The 18,891-nt window shown below is 68.2% G+C and carries 16 protein-coding genes, 1 tRNA gene and 2 pseudogenes; 14 read left to right on the forward strand and 5 right to left on the reverse strand.

Annotation, left to right across the window (positions count from 1 at the left end):
• The first annotated feature begins 251 nt into the window (after nt 1-251).
• The 7 genes from ACIQ9G_RS09890 to ACIQ9G_RS09920 all read left to right on the forward strand — a co-directional run bounded on the left by ACIQ9G_RS09890 (nt 252) and on the right by ACIQ9G_RS09920 (nt 6,682).
• Nucleotides 252-755: a hypothetical protein gene (locus ACIQ9G_RS09890; protein WP_392196250.1), complete on the forward strand. Its 504-nt coding sequence runs from the start codon at nt 252-254 to the stop codon at nt 753-755.
• 6 nt (nt 756-761) lie between these two features.
• Nucleotides 762-1,139 carry a hypothetical protein gene (locus ACIQ9G_RS09895; RefSeq protein ID WP_392196251.1) on the forward strand — a complete coding sequence of 126 codons (378 nt, stop codon included), beginning with the start codon at nt 762-764 and terminating at the stop codon, nt 1,137-1,139.
• Between the two features lie 613 nt (nt 1,140-1,752).
• A tRNA-Met gene (locus ACIQ9G_RS09900) sits at nt 1,753-1,829 on the forward strand.
• Between the two features lie 201 nt (nt 1,830-2,030).
• Nucleotides 2,031-2,216, forward strand: a complete 186-nt coding sequence (locus tag ACIQ9G_RS09905; RefSeq protein ID WP_403607797.1) for a hypothetical protein — start codon at nt 2,031-2,033, stop codon at nt 2,214-2,216.
• Nucleotides 2,213-3,088: an IS3 family transposase gene (locus tag ACIQ9G_RS09910; protein WP_403607799.1), complete on the forward strand. Its 876-nt coding sequence runs from the start codon at nt 2,213-2,215 to the stop codon at nt 3,086-3,088. The genes ACIQ9G_RS09905 and ACIQ9G_RS09910 overlap by 4 nt, the downstream gene beginning before the upstream one ends.
• A 655-nt stretch (nt 3,089-3,743) precedes the next feature.
• Nucleotides 3,744-4,499, forward strand: a complete 756-nt coding sequence (locus tag ACIQ9G_RS09915) for a hypothetical protein (protein ID WP_403607801.1) — start codon at nt 3,744-3,746, stop codon at nt 4,497-4,499.
• 530 nt (nt 4,500-5,029) lie between these two features.
• Nucleotides 5,030-6,682, forward strand: a complete 1,653-nt coding sequence (locus ACIQ9G_RS09920; protein ID WP_403607803.1) for a trypsin-like serine peptidase — start codon at nt 5,030-5,032, stop codon at nt 6,680-6,682.
• 106 nt (nt 6,683-6,788) lie between these two features.
• On the opposite strand, the gene ACIQ9G_RS09925 is transcribed toward ACIQ9G_RS09920, so the two are convergent.
• A complete protein-coding gene (locus ACIQ9G_RS09925) occupies nt 6,789-7,562 on the reverse strand; it encodes a helicase associated domain-containing protein (RefSeq protein ID WP_403607804.1) in 774 nt (257 codons plus the stop codon).
• Nucleotides 7,563-7,727: 165 nt separating this feature from the next.
• On the opposite strand from ACIQ9G_RS09925, the pseudogene ACIQ9G_RS09930 reads away from it, so the two are divergent.
• Nucleotides 7,728-8,006: pseudogene (locus ACIQ9G_RS09930) on the forward strand (transposase); the annotation flags it as partial.
• A 16-nt stretch (nt 8,007-8,022) separates the two neighbouring features.
• Nucleotides 8,023-8,109 (forward strand): annotated as a pseudogene (locus ACIQ9G_RS09935) (XRE family transcriptional regulator); the annotation flags it as partial.
• Nucleotides 8,110-8,398: 289 nt separating this feature from the next.
• Here ACIQ9G_RS09935 and ACIQ9G_RS09940 read toward each other — a convergent pair.
• Nucleotides 8,399-10,039, reverse strand: a complete 1,641-nt coding sequence (locus ACIQ9G_RS09940) for an MFS transporter (protein WP_403607806.1) — start codon at nt 10,037-10,039, stop codon at nt 8,399-8,401.
• A gap of 606 nt (nt 10,040-10,645) precedes the next feature.
• Here ACIQ9G_RS09940 and ACIQ9G_RS09945 point away from each other — a divergent pair.
• The gene (locus tag ACIQ9G_RS09945; protein WP_403607807.1) at nt 10,646-11,407 is read left to right on the forward strand and encodes a DUF899 family protein; all 762 of its coding nucleotides are present in this window, start codon (nt 10,646-10,648) and stop codon (nt 11,405-11,407) included.
• A gap of 11 nt (nt 11,408-11,418) precedes the next feature.
• Complete coding sequence (locus ACIQ9G_RS09950) at nt 11,419-11,616, forward strand: hypothetical protein (protein ID WP_403607809.1); 198 nt, start codon at nt 11,419-11,421, stop codon at nt 11,614-11,616.
• A gap of 349 nt (nt 11,617-11,965) precedes the next feature.
• Here ACIQ9G_RS09950 and ACIQ9G_RS09955 read toward each other — a convergent pair whose 3' ends face one another.
• On the reverse strand, nt 11,966-12,697 hold the full coding sequence (locus ACIQ9G_RS09955; protein ID WP_403607811.1) for a TetR family transcriptional regulator: 732 nt from the start codon (nt 12,695-12,697) through the stop codon (nt 11,966-11,968).
• Between the two features lie 230 nt (nt 12,698-12,927).
• Here ACIQ9G_RS09955 and ACIQ9G_RS09960 point away from each other — a divergent pair, with 230 nt between their 5' ends.
• On the forward strand, nt 12,928-14,091 hold the full coding sequence (locus ACIQ9G_RS09960; protein WP_403607812.1) for an IS701 family transposase: 1,164 nt from the start codon (nt 12,928-12,930) through the stop codon (nt 14,089-14,091).
• A 349-nt stretch (nt 14,092-14,440) separates the two neighbouring features.
• On the opposite strand, the gene ACIQ9G_RS09965 is transcribed toward ACIQ9G_RS09960, so the two are convergent.
• Together ACIQ9G_RS09965 and ACIQ9G_RS09970 are read right to left on the reverse strand one after the other, a co-directional pair.
• Nucleotides 14,441-15,214, reverse strand: coding sequence for a helix-turn-helix transcriptional regulator (locus tag ACIQ9G_RS09965; protein WP_403607814.1), 774 nt, complete (start codon nt 15,212-15,214; stop codon nt 14,441-14,443).
• 55 nt (nt 15,215-15,269) lie between these two features.
• Nucleotides 15,270-16,295, reverse strand: coding sequence for a ParB N-terminal domain-containing protein (locus ACIQ9G_RS09970; protein ID WP_403607815.1), 1,026 nt, complete (start codon nt 16,293-16,295; stop codon nt 15,270-15,272).
• A gap of 285 nt (nt 16,296-16,580) precedes the next feature.
• On the opposite strand from ACIQ9G_RS09970, the gene ACIQ9G_RS09975 reads away from it, so the two are divergent.
• Nucleotides 16,581-17,156, forward strand: coding sequence for a DUF5987 family protein (locus ACIQ9G_RS09975; protein ID WP_403607816.1), 576 nt, complete (start codon nt 16,581-16,583; stop codon nt 17,154-17,156).
• Entirely contained in the window at nt 17,153-18,817 is a 1,665-nt protein-coding gene (locus ACIQ9G_RS09980) for an FAD-dependent oxidoreductase (RefSeq protein ID WP_403607818.1), read from the forward strand. The genes ACIQ9G_RS09975 and ACIQ9G_RS09980 overlap by 4 nt, the downstream gene beginning before the upstream one ends.
• The last annotated feature ends 74 nt before the right edge of the window (nt 18,818-18,891 follow it).

Genomic DNA, 18,891 nt, shown 5'->3' on the forward strand with positions numbered 1-18,891 from the left:
GCGGGCGACTTAGGTGAAAACGACCTCTCAGTACCTGTTTCTGAGGCCGACATGTTAAGGGCGGCAGGCAAGCCCGGAGGGCGGCGACCGGTCCGGTCGGAAAGGGGCGGCACGCCAAGAAGGCCGCGCAGAGACCAGCTGGCGCCAGCAAGTACTGCCGAAAAGGACAATAGCGATCGAAGTGCTGTGATCCATAAGCTCGTCGAAGTCCCGCCACCACTCCTGCTTTTCCCTGAACCGAGGACGAAGACATGCCTGCAGCGCGACACATGCTTGCCGCAACTGCTCTTGCTGTCATCGGGATTACCGGTGCGGCCGCTCCCGGGTCGGCCCAGGACATGGGCCATCGGGGACTGTCATCCGTAGCGCAGGCCAAGAAGGACCCGTGCGCCCACGCGGCCGAGTCGAAAATCGTCCGCACCTACACTCGGGGACCCAAGATCGGCCCGAAACTCGTTGTCGTCCTGCGCTGCGGCTCTTCCACGTGGGGTTACCGGCACCTGACGAAGAAGGGCCGCTGGTCCACCGCCTTCGACCGCAAGATAGCGAACACCATCCAGTCCGGGGCGATCACCGTCGACTTGCCAGGACAGAGGATCTTCGACGACGTCATCAAGCAGTGCCCTCCGAGGAGCCGGTTCAAGGTCGTGACGAACCCCGGCAAGATGGGCAGGAAGCCCCACATCAACCCGCAGGGTATCGTCACTGCGTACATCAACCCCAACAAGATCGGCGTGGCCTCGAAGAAGTGCTGACAACTCATGAAGACCACCGCACACATCAGTGACCTTCTCACCCCCTTCCTCATGGGACTGCACGACTTCGGGTCCGAAGTTCTCGGCGAGCACGACTGGGTCGAGGTGGTCGGCCTCGAGGCAGCCCCCTACAAGGGCTCGTACATCCTGGAAGTGGAGCTGTACGGGCACGGCCGCACTCGTGGTGTCACGGACATCGGCCCACGCGGTGAGCACTGGAAGGTGCGCTTGGAGTGCAAGGACCACCTGTCGCACGGTTTCTTCCGGTCTCCGCCGGCCTGGGAGGACGTCCGAGCCGCGGGCAACGGGCTGACCCTCCAGCTCAAGCTCTGGTGGGACACCCATCCACCCGGTGGCGGCCGGTCGGCGGACAAACTGGCCTGACCACCGCTGCCTCCGGCGACACGCACGAGGTTTCCCGCGAGCCGCCGGGTGACCGGCGTTGGTGGCCCGGGCGGTCCGTGCGGTGGCCCGGGCGGCCCGTGCGGCGGGGCCGCCGAGGACCCGGACGGGGACGCGCTCGGCGGAGTTCGCGGGGATGGTGGCCACAGCAACCCATGCGGGTCTCTGGCTACCCCGAACAAATCGCCGACAGCGACTTCAGGTGACGGAGGATTGCACTGCGTCCAAGAGGCTGAGCAGGTGCTCTGCTTCGTGGATGAGAGCGGCGCCCGGGGGAGTGGTTGCGAGGGGGCTGGTCCGTTCGATCAGCTGCGCGCCGGGGCAGTTTCGACGCGTCCGTGCCATGGCGGCGGGTCAGGTCGACCATGAGCTGACCGTAGGAAGCCGCCCAGGACCAAGAGGGCGGATGGCCGAGAACGTCCCGGGACTGACCCCCACCGACCACAGGTGCTGCTAACGCGACCCGGAAGATTGCAACGGTGCGGGCGGTCAGGCTCTGGTTGAGGGTTCCGCTGGAGTGAGCGGTGTGGAGGAAGCCCGGGTCGAGCAGCCCGCGTCGTCCCGCATGATCCACCGTGTAGAGTGGCATCACCGACGCGGGGTGGAGCAGCTCGGTAGCTCGCTGGGCTCATAACCCAGAGGTCGCAGGTTCAAATCCTGTCCCCGCTACCAGAAGAAGGGGTCCGTAAGCGCGGGCCCCTTCTGCGTGGGCCCTCCACCTTGATCGTGGACACCTTGACACTGGATCTTGAATTCAGGGAGAGGAGTCCCGAGTGGGGACCTACAAGTACTCGGTGGAGTTCCGGGCCGACGCGGTGTCGCTGGCCCCGTTCGTCGGGCCGGCCCGTCTCACGCATCGCCGCCGAACTCGGCGTGAACCACGAGACGCTGCGGCAGTGGATCAAGACCGCGGAGAACGCCGAGCGTCCCGAGGCACTCGCGGAGTCCACAAAGGACGCGGAGATCGCGGCCTTGCGCAAGCAGGTCCGCGAGCTGGAGATGGAACGTGACATCCTGCGCCGGGCGGCCAAGTATTTTGCGGGCGAGACGAACTGGTGAGCCGCTTCGGGTTCGTTGCCGACCATCGCGACGCCTTCGGCGTGAAGCGGCTGTGCACCGTGCTGAATCTGTCCCGGTCCGGGTTCTACCGGTGGCTGAAGACCGCCCCGGCAGCGAAGAAGGCCGCCGACGCAGCGCTCACCCGGCAAGTACGCAAGGTTCACACAGAGTCCGGGAAGACGTACGGGGCCAAGCGGATCACCGCCGAGCGCCGCGAGGGCGGTGTGATGGTGAACCGCAAGCGTATCGAGCGGCTCATGCGCCAACACGGCATCCAGGGGCGGAGGCTGAAGCGGCGACACCGCACCACGATCCCGGACCCCGCCGCCCAGCGGTGCCCGATCTGCTGCGGCGGAACTTCACCGCGTCCGCCGTCGATCGGGCGTGGGTCGGTGACATCACCTATCTGCCCATCGCCGGCGGGATATCTGGCCACCGTCATCGACGTGTTCTCCCGTCGCCTGCTGGGCTGGTCGATGGCCGATCACGTGCGGGCCGAGCTCGTCACCGACGCGCTCAACGCGGCCGTCCGCACTCGCGGCGGACAGGTGGACGGCGTCATTTTCCACAGCGATCACGGGGCTCAGTACGGTTCCAAGGCGTTCGCCGACGCCTGCCACCAGGCCGGGATCCTCCGATCCATGGGAGCGGTCGGCACCTCCGCGGACAACGCCGCCGCGGAGTCGTTCTTCGCCTCGCTCAAGCGGGAGATCCTTCCCGGCCGACGTGGTTGGCCGACCGAACGAGCCGCCCGGCTCGCAGTCTTCCGTTGGATCGGCTTCTACAACCACCGGCGCAGGCACTCCACGATCGGCTACCTCGCGCCAGTCGCCTTCGAACAGAGATCAACTACGCTGGCCATCGCTGCATGACAACCGGTGTCCACGATCAAGGTGGAAGCCCCAGCCTCATCCATCACGGTGATGTGGACATGCGCTGGCCCCTCCAGGTTCAACATCACCGCCGCCGGACATACCCTTGCCGGATCTCAGTGCGGTGACGGGACCGGCGTATTTAGCGCCAAGATCCCGCACGCCAATATCCACGAACTCGTGTGGAAGTTCTCAGCTGACGATTCGGTGATCTGGCGGATCGTCGTGCCCCAACCACCTGGGAGCTGAACTCGATCTTGCGATGGTCCGTCAGCTGCTGACGGACCCCGTGACCTGCTGGGGCCTTCGGCGACCACGCTTTGGCGGCGGCGTAGTTCAGCGCGTACCTGTCGGACTGCGTGCGGCGCATGGGGGGTGTTCGTCCTCGGCGGGGGCCGTGCATCGTGAACGGGGTCTTTCGCAACCTGATGCGCGTCCTTGCCCTCTTCCTGGAGGGCGGATCGATGTGGCCTTCCCGGCTCAACCGTCCTGTACCGAAGGGGGATCGTTGTTGCGCAACGCAGTTCGGGCCGTGGCCGTCGCCGGTCTTGCCGTAATGCCCTTGCTGGGAGGGGCGGCGGGGGGGTCGGCCGCCGAGGGCGCGATCCCGGCTCCGGGTGGCAGCCCGTCTCCGAAGGTCCGCCTGGAGTACCACGTGGCCCAGAACCTCGCCCTGGAGGCGGGTGACGACATCTCGTTCAGCCTCGACGGGATGCCACCAGGATGGGACAAGGTCACGGTCACCTCCCCGGCCCTGCAGGAGCCGATCACCCTGACTCCCCTGAAGAAGGGGTCGACGCAGTCGGTCCAGGTGGACGCGCCAGGAACAGACCACCGCGTCCGCTCGGGCCTGCGCGCGGGCACCTACCCGGTCACCGCGACGAGCCACGGCCGTACCATCGCCACCGCACAACTCAAGGTCGCGGCCGAGAACTCGGCGCAGATCGACCGGTTCGTCATCGGCCCCCGGGACGCGTCCCCCGGCAGCGGCACGCCGGCCTCCCTCCGGCCGGGCAGTGACGTCCGGGTGGTCCTCACCGACCTGCGGGCCGCACCAGGGGAGAACTCCCTCACCGTCACGTCGCCCATCTTCAGCGGCCCGTTGACGATCAAGACGGACAGCCCGGACAACCCCGGCTGCAAATGCGACGACCCCGGCACGGTCTACGCGGGCCACGGACAGCTGCGAGGCGACGTACTCGACGGCCGCTACACCGTGTCCGTGGTCAGCCACCATGGGCAGCAGACCACGAAGCAGCACGTCACGATCGCCGGCCAGCCCATCGCGGACGGCGGCGGCCCTTCCTGGGCAGTCACCGGTGGCGTCGCGGCCGCGGGGCTGGCCCTCGCCTCCGGCGGCGCGGTCGCGGTACGGCGCCGCCGCTCACGGAAGGCTGCGCCCTCCGCGTAGCGGCGAACCCGGCGGCCGCGGACCGTCAACCCCGGGCGGCTCGAGCGGGCACCAGCGGGCGCGCGTCGAACTGTGCTCCCCGCCTTCCCCGCCTTCCTCGGTTCTTCCTTCATCTTTCCTTCGCTCCCTCCGGCCGCTTCGGTCCGGAGGAGGTTCGTCCATGACTCAGAAAGCATTCCTTGCATATCTCACACAGACGAATATCGCGCCTCGTGATCCTCGCGGCCGGAACTGCTCTGCTCCTGACCGGAGGGGGAAGCCTCGCCCAGGCGCAGGCCAAGGTTCAGCACGCCACATCGGCGCCCCACCTGTCCCCGGCGACGGTGCCGTCCGCCGGACCGTCCCCCGAAACGTCAGCCACACCGTCCGGTGAACCCGCGCCCCCGGCCTCTGCCAGCCCCTCGACCGGGACCGGCGCCGGGGAGCCCTCGGTCTCACCCTCGGCGAGCGCGAGCGGGTCCGCCGCGACCGAGACCGGCGACGACGACTTTTCGGACGAGGACGCCATCCGCTTCTGGACGCCTGAACGCATGGCCTCGGCCACCGACCCGGCGCGGCCCGCGCAGCAGTCGGACCCGAGCGCCAAAGCCCGGTTGCGGCGGGCGGCTCCGGCCGGTCCCGGCGTGGCGGCCGACATGCCGACCGCGGAGCACATCCTCGGCCTTCCGTCCGTCGGGACGATCTTCACCTACGACACGGACCCGACCACCCAGCGGATGCACGCGCACCATTGCACCGCCAGCGTGGTGGAGAGCCCCGGGCACAATCTGATCCTGACCGCGGGGCACTGCGACGGGGGCAAGGCCGTCTTCGTCCCCATGTACGCCGCCGAACAGACGCTGGACAAGCAGACCTTCGGCTTCTACCGGGTCGCCAAGTTCTTCACCGACAACCGGTACGTGCACAACAGCAAGAAGCCCATCTCCGACCTGGACTTCTCCTTCGGTCGGCTCGAGCCCTCGAAGAGCGGCAAGCAGGCGCAGGACGTGGTGGGTGCGAACACGCTGGTGCGCACGCCGGGTTACCTGAACAAGGTCACGATGCTGGGCTATCCCTCCAGCCACGACCCCGAGGACCACCCGGTGCGGTGCCCCACGCAGACGGAGGCGCTGCCCGGCTTCTACCAGATCCAGGCCAAGTGCCGTGGCATGTGGGGCGGTGTCTCCGGCGGCCCGTGGTTCTCCCGGGTCGACTGGAAGAAGGGCACGGGCGAGATCATCGGAAACGTCGGCGGCTACAACGGCGGCGGCAACGACGACAACGTCGACTGGCTCACCTACAGCCCCATGCACGGCGACTGGTTCTTCCGCCTGTACGACGAAGCGAAGAACAACCAGGTCGTCGCGCACGGGAGCACCTACGACCAGCCGCCGCTGCCGTACTTCATGGGCGGCGGTGATACCTGGTCCCACGCCAAGCTGCTGGCCTCGGGCGAGTACACCGGCGACGGTAAGGGCGACCTGATCGTGGTCTGGACCGACGGCGAGATCACCCTGTACACCGGCGACGGCAACGGCGGCTTCACCGGCGAGCGCCGGCTGGCCGCGCCGCACGGCATCTTCCAGAACGCCAAGTCCATCACCGGTGGGGACTTCTCCGGCGGCAACGGTTCGGACCTGCTCGTGGTGTTCGACTCCGGCGAGGTCAGGCTCTTCCCCGACGTCGGCACCAAGGGCGTGGAGGGCGGGATCAAACTGGCCGACGCCGGTTCCATCTGGAGCCACGCCGACCAGATCATCGGCGGTAGCTTCGGCACCGCGAAGTACGTCACCGACCTGCTGGTGCGCTGGAGCGACGGCGAGGTCACCGACTACACCGCCGTCGGCGACAAGGGTTTCGGCACCGAACACCGGCTGGAGAAGCCGAAGAGCGCCTGGACGGACGCCACCCTGGTGACCGCAGGCGACTTTACCGGCGGCAACAACTGGGACACCCTGGTGCGCTGGTCCGACGGACACGTCTCCCAGTTCCAGGAGACCGGTCCCGGCGGCGTCGGCACCGAGATCCGGATGGCTCCGGCCGGCAGCATCTGGTCCCACGACTCGGCGATGACAGCGGGCAGCTACGACTCCAACGGCTGGCCGGACGACCTCGTCGTCCGCTGGTCCGACGGCGAGACCACCATGTACACACACACCGGCGCCACCTTCGGCACCGAACACATGCTCGTCGCCCCGAAGTAACCACCCCATAACCTGTCCCACAGCCCAGGCGGATCCGGGTGACCGAACCCACCGCGCCACCCGGATCCCCCTGCAGGGCTACCCCCGGCGACTCGTTCGCCCACGGTTATGTCCAGCGCATTCCGATGGCGGAGAGCTGCTCGACGCGTTCGGGGGTGAGCCTGGCGGCCCGGGAGCGTTGGTTGCTGATCCATGCACCGAGCCGGAGCTGCCGCTCCTCCTGGTGCTCGCCGACGATCGTCTCGATGTGTTTCCTCGGTACGCGCAGGTGTCCTTCGCGCTGGTAGTACTGCTTGGCGGCCTGATAGTTCATCGCCCACTTGTCCGCCTGCGTACGGCGCGGCTTGGGTTTCTCGTCTTCGGCCGCGGGTGTGATCCCGAGGATGTGCTCACGCATCCACTGCTGGACGCCTGTGAGCTTGTCCCAGCCGAGCCGCTGGGTGCGTACCCACCGGCCGAGGTCTTCGCCCTTGTGCACAACGTCACCTGGCGACGTGGGCAGTGTGCCGCCGGCCTCCAGGTGCTGCCGGACGAGGTGGAAGGCGCGCTGCCATTCCACTGGCCAGGTGGGGCACCACGAGGGGTCGATGTCCTCGAGCTGTTCGCGCCGCTCCTCCGACAAGGCGCCGACCGTCGACTGAACTGGCAGGCCGTCGGCGCGCCGCTGCTCGATCTCCTGCGCCCGCCGTGCGGCGGCGCGGGCGTTCTTCAGCCAGATGCCCACCCGGTACCCCTGGTGGGTGGCATCTGTCGGTGCCAGGAGGTGGCCCGCCTCAGCTGCCCACCCACGGGCGGCGGCCAGGCCCTCCTCCCACGCGACGTCGAAGTGTGACCAGACCATGCCGAGCTTTTCCAGCTGCGCGGCGCGGTCGGCGTCCATGTCGCCGGGGTCTGTCAAATGAAAGATCGTGTAAGTCCGTGACGTGACAGGTTGGTCGGGGGCTCGTCGTGGGTCCCCTGGCCTCCGGATCGGACGGACATGAGTGAGAAGGAGAATCCGGCGGTCGAGCCGGATGAGCTGGAGGACGAGGTCGTCGAGCGGTTGATGGACCGTGCCGATGCCTCAGGGACCGCCCTGCTGGGTGAGGGCGGGCTGTTGACGGAGGTGACCCGGGCCGTGCTGGAGCGGGCCCTGGAAGCCGAGATGACCGGCCACCTGGGTTACGAGAAACACGATCCTGCTGGCCGCGGGTCGGGCAACAGCCGCAACGGCACCTCGCCCAAGACAGTGCTGACCGATGCCGGAGCGGTGACGGTCGCCGTTCCCCGCGACCGCAACGGAGCGTTCGATCCGAAGATCTTGCCGAAGGGTGCCCGGCGCCTGGCGGGCTTCAACGAGCGGAGGCACCGACGACGCCCGCGTACGTCACCTCACCCTCGCCCTGCCCCCACAGCACGCCGCCCGCCTCCTCCAGGCCCAGGAGGCCATGCCGGTTGGGTAGACCGGCGCAGCGGGCAGGACCGCGTCCGTGTCCTCGGCGGCCCCGGCCACGGCGGCCGCGTCGGTGACGTCACCCGCCACCGTCTGCGGGGCATCCGACGTCACTCCGAGGGGACGCAAGGCCTGTTCCGCCCGGCCCGGGTCGCGGACCGGGCGGTCGTACGTGTGCCCGGTGCCGGACCGAGGCGGTCACGGGGGTGAGCGCCCGGGAAGGCGGTGCCGCCTGTCACGCATACGGGCATGCCTGCCTGCTTTCGTCGAGTCTGGAGGCGCGGTCACGGCCGGGAGGACATCAGCTCCCTGTGGATGTCCTCGAGCCCGCGAGCCCTGGTCTCGGGTCCGACGCGCAGGAAGACCAGGGCCGCCAGGAGCAAGGGCACCGCGCCGATGGCGGCGGTCGTGCCGATGGAGGGGACGGTCGCGGCCGCGACGGTGAGCGAGAGGATCAGTACGCCGCCGATTTTGGTCATGCCGGCCGCAAACCCTGTGCCGCGTGAGCGCACGAGTGTGGGGTACACCTCGGCGGCGTAACCCGCCATCACGGCCACGACGGAGCTGACTCCGGACAGGGGCACCACGAGGAGTATGGAGAGCAGCAGGTGGTCCTCGGCCAGGGCATCGCCCGCCAGGATGAAGCCGATGAGTGTGAGTCCCGTGATGCCGGACACCGTGACGAGGGTTTTCCGGCTGCCCCAGACGCCGTACATCCACGCGGCGAGCACGGTCAGGGGCAGGCCGATGAGCGCGCTGTTGCGGACGACGTAGTCCGAGTTCACTTCCGAGTAGCCCAGATGCTGCAGGTTGGTGGGCACCCATAGTTGGAAGCCGAAGGTCATCAGGCCGGCACCGAGGCCGAGGATGGTGATCGCGACGGTGGGCCACAGAAGAGGGCGGCGCAGCAGTGTCAGGTAGCTGCCGCGGTCGACCGCTTCGCGGACCGCGCTCTCCTGCTCGTCGCTCTCCTCGGCGACCGCGCCGTAGCGTGCGAGGACTTCTTCGGCGTCCTCGCGGCGGCCACGGGCCAGGAGGAACCGCGGTGATTCGGGGATCCACCGGTTCAGGGCGATGAAGAGCAGTCCGGTCGGCAGGCCGAGCAGCCAGAGGATCCGCCAGCTGTAGGTCGGGGTGAGCTCAGCGGCGAGCCAGCTGGTGATGACGTACGCGCCTGCGATGTCGCCGCCGATGAGCACCATCAGCCACCCTCGGTGCCGGGCCGGTACGGTCTCGGCGAGCAGGGTGAACGTGATGGGGAGCATGCCGCCGGCGCCGATGCCCATGAGCATGCACATCACCAGATTCCAGATGAACCCCGGCATCGCGCCGCAGATGGAGGTGGTCACGAAGAGCATGCCGGCGAAGAGCAGGGACGCCCGGCGCCCGATTCGGTCTCCCAGCCATCCCCAGAGCAAGGAACCGATCACCGTGCCGGTGATGCCGGCCAGCGGCAGCCAGGACACGGGGATGTGCCCGTGCGGGTTCATGGGCGACTTCAGGCCGTACTCCTGTGCGACCCCGGGGGCGACGAAGGACAGGGTGGTCGGCTTCATCACGTCGATCGTCACGGCGATCGCCAGGACGATCAGGAGTGCCACGTGCTGGCTCCTGATCGGCGCGTCGTCGAGGGTGCGGATCCGGATGCGCGCGGAACTGCGCCGGATCTCCTTCCCGTTGCGGGGCACGAGGCCGTACAGCACCGCGAGCAGTCCTGCGCCGATCAGCACCATCCCGACGATCATCGGTGTGTCGGGCCGCATGCCGTTCATGTGGTAGCCCATGCTCCGGGCGCTCACATACATGGGCAGGTGCAGCAGGACCCCTGCGGTGCAGGCGAGAGTGCCGGTCCAGAAGGCCAGCGGGTGCTCGAAGCCCCGGTTGACGGTGCTGCGGGCGGGGGCTCCTCGTGCGGTGCCGGACACGAACACGGGCATCCTCCAGTCACGTACCGGTGGGCTGGTGGAGCCGAGATCGTCGGCGCCGCTGTCATCGTCTGGCAACGGATGGGGTGATGGCTTCTCACAGATTGCTCCGTGCGCTTCTTTTCGCAACCCTGTCCGGTCTGTCTGCGAGAGCCGTCTGCGTGCGCGGGCCGAGGGATCGCCGCTGTCCACCGAACGGCACGCCGGGACCGCTCGCGGCCGTCACCGGCGCGAGCCGCGACTGCGGCCCGCCAGATCGCGGCCGCACGGCTCACGGCAGGAGCCGGGTCGTCGCGGTCGCCCGCACTGCCGGTGCGTTCGGGGAACTATGTGCCGAACCGGGCCACGGATTCATCCCCGTGGCCGCAGGCACGGCGCCCCGTCGCTGCAGCCCGGACGTGAGGGAGCCGTACTTCGCCTCGCATCGACCGGACACCTCACCGAGCGCACCGCGGACGGGACGACCCCCACCCGGCGAGAAACACATCGGGAGGTAATACGTGCTTCGCTCACGTTGAACGCCCTCTGGGAAGCCGTCCGCATTCCGTTCAGCGGTTTTGACCAGTCGAACGATGAGTTTCTGCGGGCGGCAGGGTCAGTACGGGCATGACTGCACTGAACATGCCGCCGGTCGTCTCCCGCACGGAGTGGCTGGCCGCGATCGACACCCTGCGCGGCCGGGAGAAGGCGCACACCAGAGAGGGCGACGCGATCGCCGCCGCGCGGCGACGGCTGCCCATGACCGAAGTGGACCCATCGACTCCGCTCGTCGGAGGCAGCGGAGCCGTCCCCCTGCTCGACGTCTTCGAGGGGCGCACCCAGCTGTTCGTGTCGTATCACATGTGGCACGACGGCCGCCCCGCCGCCGACCAGTGCGAGGGCTGTACCTTCTTCACCGGCCAGGTCCGCGAACTGTCCTATCTGCACCAGCGTGACGTCACCTTCGCCGTCTTCTGCCAGGGCCCCTTCGAGGAGTCCGACCGATACCGCCGCTTCATGGGCTGGGACATGCCCTGGTACTCCGTACCCGCCGAGTCCCACGAACGGCTCGTCGCCGGGCGCCACTTCGGGATGAAGGCGTGCTACCTCCGCGACGGCGACCGCGTCTACGAGACGTACTGGACCATCGGCCGCGGCGTCGAACCCATGGCGCCCTCCTACGGCATCCTCGACATGACCGTCCACGGACGGCAGGAGACCTGGGAGGACTCCCCGCCGGGCTGGCCGCAGCCGTACGAGATCCTCGGCCAGCAGTTCCGCAAGGACGGACGGCCGACCGCGCAATGGGCTCGGATCGCCGCCGGGCACGACGACGACATCCTCGGCGGACAGGCCGGCACGGGCGGCCCGGGCCGCTGCTGTTCCTGAAGCCGCAGCGGATGGCGAAGCGGCGACAGGCCACCCTCGCCGACGGGGTGACCGGCCATCGCGGCTGTGACATGCACGGTCCGGCGGGCAGGAACGGCGGCGGGCCCCGCAACGGCAAGCGGTCCGGGGCGAGCGACGTCGGCCCGGTCGGGGTCGCGGGTCCCCGGGACCGTCGGGGCGGCCTCGAGTGGCAGATCGCCAGGAAGTGACAGCGTCGCCACCGGCGTCGATCCCCCCCCCACTTCACCGGGACCTGCCCCGACACGCACCCGGCGATCGTGCGGCTCTGGGAGAACTCCTGGGACGGTTCCCGCCGTTCCTGCGTCTTCGACGCCGAGATCCGCCGGGTCGTCCGCACGGCCGACGCGACCGGGTCCGCACCGCCCGCATCCGCCGGGCGGTGCGGACCCGCGGCCGCTTCCCATCCGAAGCAGCCGCGTTGAGATCCGTCTACCTCAAAGTCATGCGCCCGGACCCGGCCGGCACCGGCCGCGCGCGGCGGACCAGCCGTGGGAAGCGAGGCCTCCAGGCACGGGCATCGTCTTCGGCGGAGGCCTCTCAGCAGCCCGCATCGGACTCACCCGCCACCCCGGTCACCTCGTTGAGCCGACAGTTGCCGGTTCGGCGGGGCGATCGCTGCTGTCCTGGCGGCTCCGGGCCGGCGGTGACGCGGACTGCCGGAGCCGCCCGTCTCGTTTCTCGCGGCATAGAAGGATTAGGGACGTCATCAGGCGTTATGCCGTGGAGAGCGAGGTTCCAGCTGCGCTGGAAGAGCGTGGTTGTGTTGATGTTGGCGGTGGGGCGGAGGTGTTGGGTGCCGTTGAGGAGGAGAGTGATGAGGGTGGTGACGTCGTCGGGATGAGTGGTGCTGTTGAGGTGGCCGTTTTGGTGGGCATCGTGGGTGAGGCGGGTGGCTGCGGGGAGCCATAGATATGTCCAGTTGGTGCGGGCGCGTTCGTGGGAGAGGCGTACGGCGCAGCGGACAAGTGGGTCGCTTTCGAGTAATTGGCTGAGTGCGGTGACGAGGTCGGTGAGGCTCTGGAGGGGGGGTGCGGTTTGCGTGTTGATGCGTTGTACGACGGTGCGGGTGGTGTTCCAGCCGTCTTCTTCGATGGCGTCCGCGAGGTCGGCTTTGCTGGAGAAGTGGAAAGTGAGCGCGCCCATGGAGATGTCGGCTGTCTTGCAGATCTGAGACAGGGAGGCGCCGTGGAAGCCGTCTGCGTTGAACGCGTGGGCGGCGGCTTTAATCAGGAGTGTGCGAGTGCGCAGTGCCCTCGCCTGCTTGGCCATCTACTCTCCGTATCTGCCCGGTTTTTGCGTAGAGATCAGACTGGTGGGCCCGGGGGGTCGGGGCAAGCCGGAGTTGGCTGAGTAGTACGGCGGAATCCCTATGAGGGACATGTGTGCTGAACGCGTGGCGAAGCAGACCGGACGGGACATGGAGGGGGGTGAAAAAAAGAGGGCGCCCGCTATTCTTTTCAGGTGTTCGCCCGTCACCCGGCCGACAGGGGAGTTGCGCTGTGCTTACGTCTCGATCGCTACGGCTGCGGGCCTCGTCCTTTGACTTCGCGGAACAGGTTTTCGGCCATCTGCCGCGTGCTGACCAGCGCCGTTGGGCCCATGCCTACCTGGTGGCACTTCTGCGTACGCCGGGGAAGAAGTCGGTGCGCCGGCTTGCTCGGTCCCTGTCCGATTCGGCCACGGCGGCGCAGTCGTTGCATCAGTTCGTCAATGCCAGCCCCTGGCCGTGGGAGCCGGTGTACCGGAAGCTGATGCGGTGGGCGGAGCAATGCACGGTTCCTCGTGCGTGGACTGTCGACGTGGCGGTACTGCGTAAGCGGGGGGAGCATTCTTGTGGTGTCCACCGGCGTTTCATCCCGGGCACCGGGCGATCGGTCAACTGTCAGATAGGCATTGGGGCCTTTTTGGCCACGGACCATGATGCGCTGCCGGTGGGCTGGCGGCTGTTGCTGCCCAGGATCTGGATCGAGGATCCTCAACGCCGTTCCCGCACGCGTATTCCGCAGGACGCTGCTACGCGGAGTCTTGAGGGGAGTGCCCTGGACCTCATCCGGGCGATGGGGGACCGGACTCAGCTGGCCGAGGTGCCGGTGGTCGCCGATCTGAGTATGCATTGCGGGAGCAGTACGCTGGCGCGTGGGTTAAGTCTGCAGGGGCGGGATTTTGTCATCGGGGTGCCGGCGAGTCTGCCGGTGGTCGCGAGCCGGCAGCTGCGGGCCCAGCACCAGGACGGCAGTGGAGAGCCGGCGGTCATGGATGCGGGCAAGCTCTTTGACCCCGTCCACAGTGAGCGCACGGGCCTGGACGTGCACACCTCGCGCGAGGGGCGGGGGAACTCTCCGCTCATCCAGTCCAGCATCGTGCGTCTTGCGGGGCGGGGAGCGGATCTGGCCGCCCAGCGGAGTTACCGGCTGCTCGGCATCCATTCCCACCGGTCTGGCCGGCCGCTGAATCTATGGCTGACCAGTATGGTGAACCGGCGTCTTGACGAGGTCGTGGAGCTGACACAGTTGCAGACACGGTCGGTGCAGACCCTCGAGCGGCTCGAACAGGACTACGGACTGCTCGACTTCGAGGGCCGCTCGTATCCGGGCTGGCATCACCACATGGCGCTGATGTCCGCTGCCTACATGCACCGCCGGCTCAACCTGCCGGATTCCTGAACGCCCCCGAGGTACCGGCCGCGGGCGGGGCCGACGAGGCGGCCCCGCCCTGCAGGCGTGTTCGGCGAACCATGATCACCCGGACCGTGCCCACACCCCTTCCCGGCCTCACCACTGGAACATGACGCGACGTCACAGACGAGTGGCGTCAGCCGGCGGGATCCGCTGCACGCCGTGCCCCGACCGAGAAGGACTGCTCCGGTCCCCTCACCGAGTCCCCGCAGAACCCGGAACGGGGCTCCGTCGGCGTCCCGTTCGCCATGCTCCGCGCCAGTGACCCCTGCGAGCCGAGAACCCCACGCATCGCTCGACGAAGGACACAAACGCCCCCGCAGGGCAGCCGACCTCGCTACGCCGCCGTGCGCCGCGCGGCCTCGCCGCCCGGCAACGCGAGCAGCACCGGCGGATCCAGCGGATCCACGGCGCGCAGAACGATGTCGACGGGCATCACCCGCATCCCGGCATGCACGGTGACCGGGCCGTGGCGGCCGACAGCCAGGCTCTCGGGAGCGCTCCCTGCGCGCCCCGCGGGAGCGGACGGGGCCCCGTAGGGGACGGAATGAGCCAGCACATGCCAGGTCCCGGGAGGCACGTCGTCGAGCTGGAAAGGACCGGGGCCGTCCATCACGACATACCGCACCGGCAGACCCTGGGGTATGGAGCTGGGGAACAGCCCGACAAAGACCTGCCCCAGAGCCCGGTCCCCGGGCAATACCACGCGGCCGCGAAGCGGCGCCAGATGCGGCGAATCGGGGCCCGACCCGGGGGCGGTGAGCAGTTCCACCACCCTTCCGCCCAACTCCCGGAACTTGCTGGGTGGAACACCTACACAGGCCTTGAAACGTGAACTAAAGGTACCGATACTGCAATAGCCCACATGACTGCTCACATCGGCCACGCTCAGATCCGTGCTGACCAGAAGACGCTTGGCCTCCTGCAGTCGCAGAGCGGACAGAAACCGGCGTGGAGAAGTGCCTGTGACACTCCGGAACACGCGCGTGAAATGAAATTTGCTGAACATGGCTGTACGCGCCATGTCATCGATCGTCAGCTCCTGGCCCAGATTGACATACATTTCCTCGATTACCCGGAGAATGGCCTTTTCGACGGAGGTGGAACTCATGGGTTTCCCTTCAGAACTCTCGGGCCGGGACGAGGGATTGGAGAGCACATATTTCTCACTTGTTGCGAGAGGACCGCCGGTCGGACAGCTCCTCAGCGAATCGACGCCACGTGTCCGAACATTTCATCGCGATGTCCGTGACGGCCTCGACGTCATGGGCGGGTATGGCATTGATACGCCTGCGCCATGCCTCGTCGGTGAAGAAATGAGCGTGCAGCCAGCGGATGAATTCACGGCCCGACTCGGAATGCCGCAGGGACGGATCGCCGGCCAGCACACGCAACGTCTCCAGTGCTCCCCGCGCCGTGGCCGACCTCGGCCGGCGGGCCGACGGCTGCCTGCCCTCCTGCGGCACCGGTGCCTGCAGACCCCTGTCGCCGGCCCGGCCCGCCGCGGCATCACTTTGCGGCGGCGCCCCCGGTGGGGGAACCGGCTCCTCACCCCGCAGCAGCCGCTGCCGCACATCATGGGCGGTCCCCAGCGACAGTCCGGTCTCCTGAGCCACGGCTCGCAGCGGCATGCCCGGCCGACTGGTCATCAGTTCCGCAGCACGCCGGCGCTCCGCCGTGCGGTCCAGGGGATGCGCCCTGCCATCCCGTCCCACACGGACGTTCGGCTGCGGATTCTCCACAGCTGAACGGCGCCGCACGTCGGCCACCGTCTTCGCATCCAGGCCGGTGTACACGGCGATACTCCGGTCGGACATGGCAGGGAACGACACCAGAATCCGCTCCGCCGCCGCCCGCCGATCCGCAATCGACAGCGGCAGACCATGGGCAATGTTGCGGGCGACCGACTGGATGAAGGCCTCGTCCTCCGGACCGTCGAAGAACTGGGCGTCTATGAGCTCGACCCCCAGTGACGATGCCGCCCGAAGACGATGCATTCCATCGATCACTCTCATGGTCGGCCGGTGGACCAGTATCGGCGGCAGCGACTCGAATACTTCGGCGAGCCTCTGAGCATGCGCCTCGTCAATTCCATTGAGACGCGGCGTGTCCGCCGGCGCAAGGCTGATGATCCGTACAGGCTGCGTGAAATGTGCCGGTAGGTCCATGACTCTTCCGGAAGAGCTGTTCAAGGACGCTCCATACAGAAGTAGCGAATTCGAATCCTGCATGCGGGACATGGCGCTGTGGTGAGATCGACGACTGCGATGGGAGGGGGGTGACGTGAAACCGCCTGGAAGCCTACAGGGCAACTGGTTGGTAATAAGAGTTCGGCCAGGAGATGCGGAGACTCTGGCTAGTTTCTACCGTAAACTACCTCAACCGCTTGAACAGATACACCCGTTGCTTGAACCCGCCGGGCCGACCTAGCGTTCTTATCGTTCGCAGAGTTCCGGCACGTACGAGGGAGAAAGAAGTTGAATGGCGAAGCAGCCGGGGACGATCTGGCCGAATACCGCACACTGACCCTCGAGGCTTACGCAGACACCATCGTTCCGGGCGAAAAGCGCGGACCGGGGGACCGGTCGGTCGCAGGCGCCGCCCCCGGAGGCGGCGCCGTCGCGGCCGGCGCCCTGGAACTGCTGCACTGGGACGCCACCGGCATCTCCGGCGATCTGGACACGCTGGCGGACCTGCTCAACGACCACGCCCGGCGCTACGCCGCACACGCGAGTATCGAACCCGACACCTCCGTGCCCCCCTTCGTGGCCCTGGAGTTCGCCGACCGTGTCGCCCTGGTGCAGCAGCTGACCCGCCCCGGCCACCCGGAGAAGGACCTGTGGGTCCTGCTCGCCCTCTTCTCCAACATGGCCTACGACTCCGCCGCACACCGGAACACCGCCGAGGCGCTCGCCGAGGGCCACCCGGGTCTGACGGCCCTGGGAATCCCGCGGCCCGACACGGACGGATTGTGGCGCTTCAAGGTCCCCGGCTACGGCCGGGAACTCGCTCGCCTCCACCCCGACACCACGCCCTCAGGGAGCCCGGCATGAGCACCAGCACCGAACACACCGACGTCCTGGTGGTCGGAAGCGGCTTCGGCGGGGCGATAACGGCCTACCACCTGGCCGCCGGCGGAGCCAAGGTCACCGTCCTGGAACGTGGCCCCTGGCTCAAGAACACCGACTTCGAGCACGACTACAAGCTCGGCTCCTCCTACACCCGGGCCTTCGACTTCGTGGTCGGCGACGGAATGAGCGTGCTCGGCGGCAACTGCGTGGGCGGCGGCAGCGTCGTGTACTTCGCCGCGATGCCTCGCGCCCCGCGCTTCGTCTTCGAACGCCACGGCAGCATCGGACGGCGCATGTGGCCCGCAGCGCTCAGCCGGGACACCCTCGAGCCCTGGTACGACCGGGTGGCCGAGTCCATCTCGATCAGCAAGCAGGAGTGGAGCGACGTCAGCTACGCCGGCGGACTGTGGGCCGCCGCCTGCCACCACGCCGGCCGCACCGCCAACCCGCTGCCCACCGCGGTGGACAGCACTTCTTGCGTCAACTGCAACTGGATGATGGCCGGCTGCCGGTTCGACGCCAAGCAGTCCCTGCTGCTCAACTACCTCCCCGCCGCCCTCGCCCACGGCGCCCACATCCGGCCCCTGCACGAAGTCCAGCACATCGCCCGGAACCACGACGGCTCCTACCGGGTCCACTACAACGTCATCGACGACGAGGACTATCGCATCCACACCGGCGGCGGCACCATCGACGCGAAGATCGTCGTCCTCGCGGCCGGCGCCGGCGCCACCCCCGTCATCCTCCAGCGCAGCGAGCCCGCGCTCGGCCAGATGCCGCACGCCGTCGGACGCTACTTCTCCGGCAACGGCGAACGCCTCAACACCGCCGTCATCGACGAGAAGAAAGCCGCCGAACTGCTCGGCCTGGATCACACCGGCACCCCCGCCTACGCCGCCAACCACATCGGCAAGGGCCCCACCGTCGCCAGCTGGGACCGCCTGGACGGATCGCTGCCCGAATACTCCCGCTACTCACTGGAGCAGCTGTACTTCCCGCCCGGCCTGGGCACCATCCTCGCCCAGGCACCCGACGCCACCGGGCCGACCTGGTTCGGCCCGGAGAAGAAGCAGCTCCTCCAGCGGTGGACCTCCTGGCTGACGATCTTCACCATGATCGAGGACGACAACGAAGGCGTCTTCGGGCCGCCGCCGGCCACCGGCAACGCCCACCGCATCTCCCAGCAGATGCTCGGCCGGGGAAACCTCCGATACGACCCCACCGCCAACACCCTCGGCGCCTGGGCCCAGTCCGACGCCGAGGTCAAGGAGATCCTGGAGAAGGACGGGCTGGCCAAGGTCATGCCCTGGACGAACGATCTGGTCGGTGCCTACACCGTCCACCCGCTCGCCTCCTGCCGGATGGGAGACGACGCCCGCACCTCAGCCCTGGACGACCGCAACGAACTGCGCGGCCACCCCGGAATCTTCGTCACCGACGGCTCCGCCGTACCCGGTGCCCTGACCGTCAACCCGGCCATGACCATCGCCGCTCTCGCAGAGCGCGCTATCCCCGGCATCGTGCAAGCGGCACAGCGCAGAGGAGTTCCCGTCGACTACGGCGCCCCGGCCCCCGACGGATCCCGCAGCGCCCGCGACAACGCCATGACCCAGCTTCCCACCCTGCTCGGCGCCGACTCGTAGGCGACCGACGGGCAGACCCGCAACACCGGCCACGACCCTCCAGGCCCGCCCCGCAACCCGCCCGGTCGACGACC

This window comes from Streptomyces sp. NPDC096152 (assembly GCF_044763235.1).
GTDB lineage: Bacteria > Actinomycetota > Actinomycetes > Streptomycetales > Streptomycetaceae > Streptomyces.